This window comes from Paraburkholderia sp. TE9906 (genome assembly GCF_056279605.1).
In genome coordinates this window covers 127,294-139,142 of sequence record NZ_JBWCCT010000003.1, presented here as the reverse complement: position 1 = coordinate 139,142, position 11,849 = coordinate 127,294, and the positions used below count along the sequence as shown (strand labels likewise).

The following is an 11,849-nucleotide window of genomic DNA, read 5'->3' as shown; positions in this document are numbered from 1 at the left end:
CCATATGCCGTCGAGCCCTGCACGACGGCCTTTTCCGGCGCATTTCGCACGATTGGCATGGGCTTTGCATTAAGCGTCGTCATCGGATCAACGACGATCCGGCGCGAGCGCAACACAGAGCATTCGCCTGCAGGACCGATCAGGACAACGGCGTCCCCCGGATTCAGTCATCGACTGGATTCGCGGGACGCCGTTTTTATTTTCGCAATCGCTTCGCCCGATGCAGACGGCGACGCCCGACGCTCAGCACATTGAGGACACCGCGCTCATGAAAATCATCGTTATCGGTCACGGGATGGTCGGCCACAAACTGGTCGAGAGCCTGGCGCAAGATGCCGCGCACGGTCTCGACATCACGGTCCTGTGCGAGGAATCGCGGCCGGCCTACGATCGCGTGCATCTGTCCGAATTCTTCGCGGGCAAGAACGCGGACGACCTGTCGCTCGTCGCACCGGGGTTCTTCGAGCGCCAGAACGTGATGCTCAAGCTGAACGCGAAGGCGGTGGCGGTCGACCGCGATGCGCGCACCGTGACGGTCTCGACCGGCGAGACGCTGCCGTACGACAAGCTCGTGTTCGCCACGGGCTCCTATCCGTTCGTGCCGCCGGTGCCTGGCCGCAAGCGCGCCGATTGTTTCGTGTACCGAACCATCGACGACCTCGAAGCGATGCAGGAATGCGGCACGCGTTCGAAAACCGGCACGGTGGTTGGCGGTGGCCTGCTGGGTCTCGAATGCGCGAAGGCGCTGCGCGACATGGGCCTGCAAACGCACGTGGTCGAATTCGCCCCGCGCCTGATGGCCGTGCAAGTGGACGAGGGCGGTGGCCGCGTGTTGCGCACCAAAATCGAAGCACTCGGCGTGACGGTTCACACGCAGAAGAACACCTCGGTGATCGTGGACGGCGAAACGGGCACGCACCGCATGCAGTTCGCGGACGGCAGCCATCTCGACACCGACATGATCGTGTTCTCCGCAGGCATCCGTCCGCGCGATGACCTCGCGCGCGAATGCGGCCTGACGCTCGGCGCGCGCGGCGGCATCGTGATCGACAACGCGTGCCGCACCAGCGACCCGCACATCTATGCGATCGGCGAATGCGCGCTGTGGAACGGCCAGTTGTTCGGTCTCGTCGCGCCGGGTTACGACATGGCGCGCACGGTCGCGAAGCAATTGCTCGCAGGTTCAGCCGAACCCGCAGCCGGGCCCACGGCCGAATTCGCCGGCGCCGACTTGAGCACCAAGCTCAAGCTAATGGGCGTCGACGTGGCGAGCATCGGTGACGCGCATGGCAATACGCCGGGCAGCCGTTCCTACCAGTTCAGCGACGAACGCAAGCAGGTCTACAAGAAGCTCGTGGTGTCCGAATGCGGCAAGTATCTGCTGGGCGGCGTGATGGTGGGCGACGCGAGCGAATACGGCACGTTGCTGCAGATGATGTTGAACCGCATCGAACTGCCGGAAGCGCCTGAATTCCTGATCCTGCCGCAAGCGGACGGCAACGCGAAGCCCGCGCTCGGCGTCGAGGCCTTGCCCGCCGCCGCGCAAATCTGCTCGTGCAACAACGTCTCGAAGGGCGATCTGTGCGCGGCCGTTTGCGCGGGCGCGACCGACATCGGCGCGCTCAAATGCGCGACCGGCGCGGGCACCTCGTGCGGCGGTTGCGTGCCGCTCGTCACGCAGGTGATGAAGGCCGAGATGAAGAAGCAGGGGCTCGCGGTCAACAACCACGTCTGCGAGCACTTCGCGTATTCGCGTCAGGAGCTGTATCACATCGTGCGTGTCGAGGGCGTGCGCAGCTTCGGCGAACTGCTTGCGAAGCACGGGCATGGCCTCGGCTGCGATATCTGCAAGCCGGTGGTGGCGAGCATTCTCGCGTCGTGCTGGAATGATTTCGTGCTGAAGAAAGAGCACGCGTCGCTGCAGGACACCAACGACTACTACCTCGCCAACATTCAACGCGACGGCACGTACTCGGTCGTGCCGCGCATGGCGGGCGGTGAAGTGACGCCCGACGGCCTGATCGCGGTCGGCCAGATCGCGAAGAAATACGGCCTCTACACCAAGATCACGGGCGGTCAGCGGGTCGATCTGTTCGGCGCGCGTGTCGAACAACTGCCGCTCATCTGGGAAGAGCTGATCGCGGCGGGCTTCGAATCCGGCCACGCGTACGGCAAGTCGCTGCGCACGGTGAAGTCGTGCGTCGGTTCGACATGGTGCCGCTACGGCGTCGGCGATTCGGTGGGCCTCGCGGTCGAACTCGAAAACCGCTACAAGGGCCTGCGCACGCCGCACAAGATCAAGTTCGGCGTATCGGGCTGCACGCGCGAATGCGCGGAAGCACAGGGCAAGGACGTCGGCGTCATCGCTACCGAGAAGGGCTGGAATCTCTACGTGTGCGGCAACGGCGGCATGAAACCGCGTCATGCCGAACTGCTCGCGTCGGACCTCGATAAGGACACGCTGATCCGCTACATCGACCGCTTCCTGATGTTCTACGTGCGCACCGCCGACCGTCTGCAACGCACCAGCGTCTGGCGCGACAACCTCGAAGGCGGGCTGGACTATCTGATCGACGTGGTGATCAACGATCGCCTGGAAGTGGCCGCCGAACTCGAAGCGGAGATGCGCCACGTGATCGACACCTACGAGTGCGAATGGAAGAAGGCCGTCACCGATCCCGCCACGCGCAAGCGCTTCCGTCATTTCGTCAACAGCGGCGAGCCCGACAGCAACGTGCGCTTCGTCGAGGAGCGCGGGCAGATCCGCCCGGCGACGCCCGTCGAGCGGCAAGCGGCATTGGCGGCGATTCCCGTGGTCGTCGAGACCGTCTGACTTTTTGCAGTACCACTCATTGCTCACCTAGCGAGGACTTTCGCCATGAACAACGATCGCGTACCACGCCCCTGGACCGCCATCTGCCCGCTCGACGACATCGTGCCCAACACGGGCGTCTGCGCGCTGGTCAACGGAGAACAGGTGGCGGTTTTCCACGTGGACGAGGGCGGCGCCAACACGGTGTACGCGATCGAGAACTTCGATCCGGGCTCGCAGGCGGCGGTGCTCTCGCGCGGCCTGATCGGCAGTCTCGGCGAGCGCGTCGTGGTCGCCTCGCCGATCTACAAGCATCACTTCGATCTGCGCACGGGCGAATGCCTGGAGACCCCGTCGTATTCCGTCGGTGCGTTCGCTACCCGCCTGGAAGACGGCCACGTGTGGGTCGCTGTTTAAGCCATTGAATTTCCGCCAACGCCTTCTTCGAACGATGCAGCCCGCCATGTCCTCCACTAGCGTAAAAACGGTTTGCCCCTACTGCGGCGTCGGCTGCGGAATGGTGCTGCACGTCGAGGGCGGCCAGGTCGTGAAGATCTCCGGCGACAAGGAGCATCCGTCGAACTTCGGACGGCTGTGCACGAAGGGGCAGTCCGCGCATGTCGCGTTGCGCAAGTCCGGTCGTCTGGAAAGCGCGTTCGTTCGTCATGCACGCGACGAAGACCCGGTGCCGCTGCCGATGGCCCAGGCGATCAGCACCACCGCCGCGCGTTTGCGAGGCCTGCTCGACGAACACGGACCGGACGCGTTGTCGTTCTACGTGTCCGGTCAGATGTCGATCGAGGCGCAGTACCTCGTCAACAAGCTCGCGAAGGGTTTTGTCGGCACCAACAACATCGAATCGAATTCGCGCCTGTGCATGGCGAGCGCGGGCAGCGGCTACAAGCTCTCGCTGGGCGCGGACGGCCCGCCGGGGTCGTACGAGGACATCGACCACGCCGACCTGTTCTTCGTGATCGGCGCGAATATGGCCGACTGTCATCCGATTCTGTTCCTGCGCATGATGGACCGCGTGAAGGCCGGCGCGAAACTGATCGTGGTCGACCCGCGCCGCAACGCGACCGCGGACAAGGCCGATCTGTTCCTGCAGATCAAACCCGGCACCGACCTCGCACTGCTCAACGGCCTGTTGCATCTGCTGCACGAAAACGGGCAGACGGATGCCGCTTTCATCGCCGAGGCCACCGAAGGCTGGGACGCGCTGCCCGCGTTTCTCGCTGACTACACACCCGAGCGGGTGGCCGACATCACGGGCCTCGCCGCCGACGACATCCGCCGCGCTGCCCAGATGATCGGCACCGCGAAGGAGTGGATCAGCTGCTGGACCATGGGCCTGAATCAAAGCACGCACGGCACGTGGCACACCAACGCGATCTGCAACCTGCATCTGGCGACCGGCACGATCTGCCGGCGCGGCAGCGGGCCGTTTTCGCTGACGGGCCAGCCGAATGCGATGGGCGGCCGCGAAATGGGCTACATGGGGCCCGGTTTGCCGGGCCAGCGTTCGGTGCTGGTCGACGCGGACCGCGCGTTCGTCGAAGACCTGTGGGGCATTGCGCCCGGCACGCTGAAGACGGAAGTCGGCAACGGCACGATCGACATGTTCGCGCGCATGGCCGCGGGCGAGATCAAGGCGTGCTGGATCATCTGCACGAATCCGGTGGCGAGCGTCGCCAACCGCCAGAACGCCATCGCCGGTTTGCGCGCGGCGGAACTCGTGATCGCGCAGGACGCGTTCCTCGACACCGAGACCAACCGCTACGCCGACGTGTTGTTGCCCGGCGCGCTGTGGGCCGAAGCCGAAGGCGTGATGATCAACTCCGAGCGCAACCTCACGCTGATGCAAAAGGGCATCGAGCCGCCCGGCGCCGCGTTGCCCGACTGGCAGATCATCGCGCGCGTCGCATGTGAAATGGGCTTTGCCGACGCGTTCGGCTACGCGAGCGCCGACGAGGTGTTCGCCGAGATCACGCGCGCGTCGAATCCGAAAACCGGCTATGACCTGCGGGGTGCGAGCCATCGCCGCCTGAAGGAAACGCCGTTGCAATGGCCGCTGGCGTCCGCCGGTTCGGCCGGGCGCAATCCGGTTCGCTACCTCAACGACGGCGTGAGCCAGACACTGAAGGAGCTGCCCGACGGCAGCCGTCCGCGGCTCGTGTTTCCGACCGCGAGCGGCAAGGCGATGTTTTTCGCCCGCGCTTATGCGGCTCCCGCCGAATTGCCCGACCGCGAATTCCCGATCGTGCTGAACACGGGCCGCCTGCAGCATCAGTGGCACACCATGACCAAGACCGGCAAGGTCGCGATGCTCAACAAGCTGAACCCGGGGCCGTTCGTCGAGATTCATCCCGAAGACGCCGCCACGCTCGGCATCAAGGCTAACGACCCGGTCGAGATCCGTTCGCGCCGTGGCCGCGCGGTGCTGCCTGCGGTCGTCACCGAACGCGTGAGCGAGGGCAACTGCTTCGCGCCGATGCACTGGAACGATGTATTCGGCGACGACCTGTGCATCAACGCGGTGACGAGCGACGCGATCGATCCAGTTTCTCAGCAGCCCGAACTGAAGTTCTGCGCGGTCGCGCTGAGTCCGGTGCCGCTCGATGCCGTCGAGCCGGTTGCGCAAGACCATGACGAAGTACCCGCCGACGAGGTTGCCGTTACCGCCAGCATCAAGGATCAGGACATGCCCCGTATCGATGCACTCACCAGCCTTCTGCAATTGCCGCCGGCGCCCGCGCCGTCGCTGAGCGACGCCGAGCGCGCCTATCTGGCTGGCTTCGTCAGCGGCCTGCGTTCGGCCGAAGCGCAGGGGATCGACAGCGTGCCGGTTCTGCCGCGCAGCGCACCGTTCGAGACGGCCAACCGCCTTCACGTGGACGGTCTGCTGGCCGGTCTCTACAGCCGCAGCGCAGCGGTGCCTGCGGCCGTATCGGCACTCACGTCTGCACAAGCGGATACCGCCTCGGCGCAGGCATCCGGCGTACGGATCGTGCGCGTGCGTCCGAAGGTGACCTTGCTGTGGGCTTCGCAAACCGGCAACACCGAATCGCTGACCGAGCGCTATGCGACGCGTCTGATGGAGTCGCGCTTCGAAATTCGCACCGCGTGCATGGCGGACTATCCGGTCTCGGCCCTTGCCAAGGCGCAATACGTGTTGCTGATGACGAGCACGTTCGGCGACGGCGATCCGCCCGATAACGCGCAGAGCTTCTGGACGCAATTGAGCGCTGGCGACGCGCCGCGTCTGGACGGCGTGCGCTTCGCGGTGCTCGCGCTCGGCGACCGCAACTACGATCAGTTCTGCGGATACGGCCGCCGTCTCGACGAACGCCTCGCCGCGCAAGGCGCGCTTCGTCTGATGGACCGCGTGGATTGCGACGGCGAACATCAGCAGAGCGCCGATGCGTGGCTCGAACGCATCATCGTGCGCATCAACGAAGAAGACGCGGCGCTGCATGCGGTGCCGCCGGGCGGCATGATCAACGCGGTGGTGCCCGGCGCGGTGCCGACCAAAGCGCGCCCGGCCGCGTCGCGGCTCGTCAGCAATCTGCGCCTGAACCGCCAGGGCGCGGCGAAGGACACGCGTTATTTCTCACTGAATACCAGCGATTCGGGCCTCGAATACGAAGCGGGCGATGCGCTCGGCGTCTGGCCGAGCAACTGCCCCGAACTGGTCGACGAATTACTCACGCTGAGCGGCCTGAGCGCGGATGCGCCGGTGAACGTGGCGGGCGCGGGCGACATGCGGCTTGCCGATGCGCTCGGCAAGCACTACGAAATCGCGCGGCCGGGGGCGGACGCGCTCGCGTTCATCGCCGCGCGCAGCAGCAACGGCGCGCTGCGCGATCTGCTGACGCTCGAACGCAAGGCGGATCTGAAGCAATGGTTGTGGGGTCAGCAGCTTGCCGACGTGCTGCACGAATTTCCAGTGAGCCTTTCGGCCGCCGAATTGACCGGCATGCTCAAGCGTTTGCAACCGCGTCTGTACTCGATCGCTTCGAGCCCGAAAGCGCATCCGGGCGAAGTGCATCTGACCGTTTCGGCGGTGCGTTACAACAACGCGCGGCGTCATCGCAAGGGCGTGTCGTCGACCTTTCTCGCCGACCGCGCGAGCGAGACCGACGTGCCTGTATTCGTGCAGAAGTCAGCGCATTTTCGTCCGCCTCACAGCGCCGGCACGCCGATGATCATGGTCGGCCCCGGCACCGGCATCGCACCGTTTCGCGGCTTCCTGCACGAGCGCCGCGCACGTGGCGACAAGGGCCGCAACTGGCTGTTCTTCGGCGAGCAGCATGCGGCCACCGATTTCTACTATCGCGACGAACTCGAAGCGATGCGCGACAGCGGCGTGCTGACCCGGCTCGACCTCGCGTTCTCGCGCGATCAGGCCGACAAGATCTATGTGCAGGACCGCATGCGCGAGCAAGGTGCGCAACTGTGGGCCTGGCTCGAAGACGGTGCGCATTTCTACGTGTGCGGCGACGCGAACCGGATGGCGCGCGATGTGGATGCGGCGCTCAAGGAGGTGGTCGCCACGCACGGCGGCATGAGCGACGAGAAGGCGGCTGAATACGTAAGCCGTCTCGCGCGCGAAAAGCGCTATGCACGCGACGTTTATTGAACCTGCGCACTGCACCGACGCGGGGTCGACCAGGCGCGCAAGGTTTCAGGAAAAGTAAGCAGGAAAGTTTTAGAAGACGGACCCGGATGGCATGGACGTTGCATGTTCAGATCGGTTTTCAATAGTGTGACTGGCTGGTGCATGGCGAGCGACGCCGTTGCCGGATAGTCGAAAAATCAGTTTTATGAGGATGCCTGATGAACAACGTGATGAGCTCCCTTAAGAGCGGAGACTGGCGCGCGCTGGTGGCGTGTTTTCTCTATTTCGACACCGGCTTTACCGTGTGGGTGCTGTATGGACCGCTCGCGCCGTTCATCAGCAAGAGCATTGCGATGACGCCCGCGCAACAGGGCTTGCTGGTTGCGGTGCCGGTGCTGTCGGCGGCGATTCTGCGCGTGACGCTCGGCAATCTGTATCAATCGGCGCATGGCAAGCGCATTGCGTTGATGGGCGTGCTGCTGTCGGCGGTGCCGACCATCGTGCTGCCGCTGCTGCAGTCCGTGCCGTCGTACGAAATGCTGCTCGTGCTCGGCGTGTTCCTCGGCGTCGGCGGTGCGAGCTTCGCGGTGGCGCTGCCGATGGCCGGCAGCAACTATCCGCCGAAAGTACAGGGCCTGGTGCTGGGCCTCGCCGCGGCCGGCAATATCGGCGCGGTGCTCGACGGCTTCCTGTTCCCGCAACTGGCGACGCACTACGGTTGGCAGATGGCCGCCGGCGGTGCACTGCCGCTGCTCGCGATTGCCGCGATCACGCTGTATTTCTGGGCCAACGACGCGGGGGTGAAATCCGGCAGCGTGCTGCGCGCATTTGGCAGCTTCGCGGTGACGCTGGGCGGCTTGATCGTGCTGGTGCTGCTGGTCGAAGCCGGGCTGTTCGGTGCGGGCAAGACCGGTGTGCTGCTGTTGCCGGTGATCGGCGCGCTGCTCGCGATCTCCGTGCTGCCGAAACGCTATCGCTCGGTGCTCGGCGAACGCGATACGTGGGTCATCATGCTCGTGTACAGCATCACGTTCGGCGGTTTCGTCGGCATGTCCTCGTATGTGTCGCTGCTGCTCACCAACCTGTATCAGTTGTCGAAGATCGACGCCGGTCTGTTCATGGCGTTGCTCGCCGCCACCGGCGCCATGGTGCGGCCGCTCGGCGGGCTGATCGCCGACAAGGTGTCCGGCGTGCGCGCGTTGACCGTGCTGCTGGCTATCATTTCGTTGTGCGACTTCGTGTTTGCCGCGGCGATGCCTTCGCTCTCCGGCGGCATCGCGCTGCTGTTGTGCCTGTACGTGGCCTTTGGTCTCGGCAACGGTGCGACCTTCCAGTTGGTGCCGCATCGCTGGGCGGGCCGCACGGGTCTGATGTCGGGCATCGTCGGCGCGGCGGGCGGTATCGGTGGCTTCTATCTGCCGGTCGTGATGGGCATTGCCAAGGAAAGCACGGGCAGCTATCAGATGGGCTTTGCGACGTTCGGCGCACTGGCCGCCTGCGCGTTTGTCGCGATCGTCGCGCTGCGCCGTCCGTGGATGGCGTGGTCGATGCAAGCCGGTGTGATGCACGCCCACGCCACCGAGTGATGCCACGGGAAAGACGGGACGCGGCGGCGCCCGAGCGCCGCGTGGGCTCTCACGATTCAGACAGGGCGGCCGCCGGGCGTGGACGTGGATGGGGACGCACGCGTCGCGGCAGTGCCGCGGCGCAAACGCCCGGCGTATCCAGCCGCACAGGTCATGCTCATGAATTTGCCGGATGCACGCTGCTTCACGGGCAGAAGGAGCGCGACGAACCGTGAAGATCCTACGACAATCCGCTTGAAAAATACGCAGTCACCTCCTTGCATATTGCGCGGCGGCTTTCTAATATGCAGTCAGGAGGCTGCATATGAACACATCGACCGATCGCATCGAAAAGCAGATTCTGCTGAAGGCGCCGCGCTCGCGGGTCTGGCGTGCGCTATCCAATGCCGAGGAATTCGGCACATGGTTCGGCATGAATCTGGCCGGCAAGCAGTTCATCGCCGGCCAGACCGTGCAAGCCAATCTGACTTACCCTGGCTATGAGCATCTCGTGATCGACCTGCTGATCGAGCGCGTCGAGCCCGAGCATCATCTGTCGTGGCGCTGGCATCCGGCCGCGATCGACGCTGCGGTCGACTACTCGTCGGAGCCGACCACGCTCGTCGTATTCGAGTTGAGCGAGGTCGAGGCGGGCACCTTGCTGCGTGTCGTCGAATCGGGCTTCGACCGGATTCCGGCCGCGCGCCGCGACGAGGCGTTCCGCATGAACAGCGGCGGGTGGGATCATCAGCTGGTCAACATCGAAAAGCATGTCGCCAAGGGCTAGGACCACGTCGGCCAATGCGAGTCTGAAAACGTCGGCGCTGAAGAACTCCGCGCCGATTTTCGCGGCGCTCGGCGACGAAACGCGCCTGCGGCTGATCGCGGTGTTATGTGCGGGCAGTGCGATGTCGATCGCGCAACTGACCGCGGGCACGGAGATCACGCGGCAGTCGGTCACGCAGCATCTGCAGGTGCTCGCGAACGCGGGCCTCGTGCGCGACGTGAAGGTGGGTCGTGAGCGCCTGTGGGCGTTCGAGCCGGCCCATCTCGACGAAGCGCGCCGCGCGCTCGATGCGATTTCGCAGCAGTGGGATCACGCATTGTCGAGGTTGAAGGCGATGGTGGAGGGGTGAGGGACTTCCTCTGCGCCGGGTGTATCACCGCGTGGGCGCGGGCATTTCGCGGTTCGAAATATTCGACCGGGACATGATGCGCGGTGGCGCAAGGTCCCGACATTTCATCTGTTTGCGCTATGGCATTCGCCACGCAGACGAAGCGGTGCGCGGGCCATGTCCGATCAATACGCGATGCAAACCGACTTGCTCTCGGTATACGCGTCGATGATCGCCTTGCCATGTTCGCGACCGATGCCCGAAGCCTTGAAGCCGCCGAACGGCATCGCCGGGTCGACCATGTTGTGCGTATTGACCCATACGGTGCCTGCTTCGATCCCATCCACGAGCCGCAGTGCCTTGTCGAGCTGATTGGTCCAGACGCTCGCACCGAGTCCGTATTCGGACGCGTTCGCCTGCGCCAGCACGTCGTCGAGATCGTCATAAGGCATCGCGACGAGCACCGGCCCGAACACTTCTTCGGTGACGACGGACAGCGGCTTGCACGCGCGGTTGGCAATCACGGTCGGGCGCACGAAGTAGCCGTCGCCGGCCACGCGCGCCTCGCGTGACAGGATCTCGCCGCCTTCCTGCCTGCCTTGGGCGATCATGCCGACCACCTTGTCGCGATGCCGTGCGGACACCATCGGTCCCATCTGCGTCGCCGCATCGAAGCCCGAGCCGAGTACGATGCCGTCGGCCACCGCCGCGACGCCTTGCACGACTTCATCGTAGATCGAGCGCGCCACATAGAGGCGCGAACCCGCCGTGCACACCTGCCCGTGATTGAAGAAGATCGCACCGGCCGCGCCTTCGACCGCCTTGCGCGGGTCGCAGTCGTCGAGCACGATCACCGGGCTCTTGCCGCCCAGTTCCAGCGACGCGCGCTTCAGATCGCCGGCACATTGGCGGCCGATGATGCGGCCCACCTCGGTCGATCCCGTGAACGTGACCTTGTTGACCAGAGGATGCCTAACCAACGCCGCACCAGCTGTTTCGCCGCGGCCGGTGACCACGTTGAACACGCCCGGCGGGAAGCCCGCTTCATGCGCGAGTTCGGCGAGGCGGATCGCGGTCAGCGGCGTTTCTTCCGCGGGCTTGAGCACGACGGTGCAGCCGCACGCGAGCGCCGGCGCGATTTTCCACACCGCCATCAGCAGCGGGAAATTCCACGGCACGATAGCGGCAACGACACCGGCCGGCACGCGGCGGGTCGACGCGTTGTAGCGCGTGCCCGGCGGAAACGGAATCGACAGATCGAAGGTGGTGCCCTCGATTTTGGTTGCCCAGCCAGCCATGTAGCGCAGCCATTGAACGCTGCCCGACACTTCGAGCATCTTCGAGAAGCCGATCAGCTTGCCCTGGTTCAGCGTTTCCAGCTCGGCGAGTTCGTCGGTGTGCTGTTCGACGAGGTCGGCGAGTTTGAGCAGCAGACGCTCGCGCGCGGCCGGCGGCATTCTGCGCCACGCATCGGATTCGAACGCGGCTTTCGAGGTTCTCACCGCGTGATCGATGTCCGAGTCCGAGGCATCGGGAATCTGCGCGAGTTCTTCGGCCGTAGCCGGATTGAAGACCGGAAAGGTTTTACCTGCGGCGCTGCGGGTTTTCTCGCCGTTGATGAACATGGTCTGCGGCAACGCCGCCGCTGCTTGATGGTGTTCGTGGTGTTCGTGGTGTTCGCGCATGGTGCTTCGTCTCCGTTGAGTGCGTCTTGAGTCCGTGGGTCGGTGGTCCGTGGG

The 11,849-nt window shown here is 64.8% G+C and carries 7 protein-coding genes; 6 read left to right on the top strand and 1 reads right to left on the bottom strand.

Annotation, left to right across the window (positions count from 1 at the left end; translation table 11 throughout):
• Positions 1-268 precede the first annotated feature (268 nt).
• The 6 genes from nirB (at position 269) to ACZ9H4_RS08345 (ending at position 10,131) form a co-directional block, all read left to right on the top strand.
• Complete coding sequence (gene nirB, locus ACZ9H4_RS08370; protein ID WP_476118737.1) at positions 269-2,833, top strand: nitrite reductase large subunit NirB; 2,565 nt, start codon at positions 269-271, stop codon at positions 2,831-2,833.
• Between the two features lie 45 nt (positions 2,834-2,878).
• On the top strand, positions 2,879-3,229 hold the full coding sequence (gene nirD / locus ACZ9H4_RS08365; RefSeq protein WP_476118736.1) for a nitrite reductase small subunit NirD: 351 nt from the start codon (positions 2,879-2,881) through the stop codon (positions 3,227-3,229).
• A 46-nt stretch (positions 3,230-3,275) separates the two neighbouring features.
• Positions 3,276-7,451, top strand: coding sequence for a molybdopterin-dependent oxidoreductase (locus ACZ9H4_RS08360; protein WP_476118735.1), 4,176 nt, complete (start codon positions 3,276-3,278; stop codon positions 7,449-7,451).
• 197 nt (positions 7,452-7,648) lie between these two features.
• Positions 7,649-9,016, top strand: a complete 1,368-nt coding sequence (locus tag ACZ9H4_RS08355; RefSeq protein WP_408142261.1) for an MFS transporter — start codon at positions 7,649-7,651, stop codon at positions 9,014-9,016.
• Positions 9,017-9,320: 304 nt separating this feature from the next.
• Positions 9,321-9,782, top strand: a complete 462-nt coding sequence (locus ACZ9H4_RS08350; RefSeq protein WP_408142259.1) for an SRPBCC family protein — start codon at positions 9,321-9,323, stop codon at positions 9,780-9,782.
• Positions 9,766-10,131: an ArsR/SmtB family transcription factor gene (locus tag ACZ9H4_RS08345; protein WP_408142257.1), complete on the top strand. Its 366-nt coding sequence runs from the start codon at positions 9,766-9,768 to the stop codon at positions 10,129-10,131. Before ACZ9H4_RS08350 ends, ACZ9H4_RS08345 begins: the two co-directional genes overlap by 17 nt.
• Before the next feature lie 164 nt (positions 10,132-10,295).
• Here the strand turns inward: ACZ9H4_RS08345 and styD are convergent, their stop codons facing one another.
• Complete coding sequence (styD, locus tag ACZ9H4_RS08340; RefSeq protein ID WP_476118734.1) at positions 10,296-11,795, bottom strand: phenylacetaldehyde dehydrogenase StyD; 1,500 nt, start codon at positions 11,793-11,795, stop codon at positions 10,296-10,298.
• Positions 11,796-11,849: the final 54 nt, after the last annotated feature.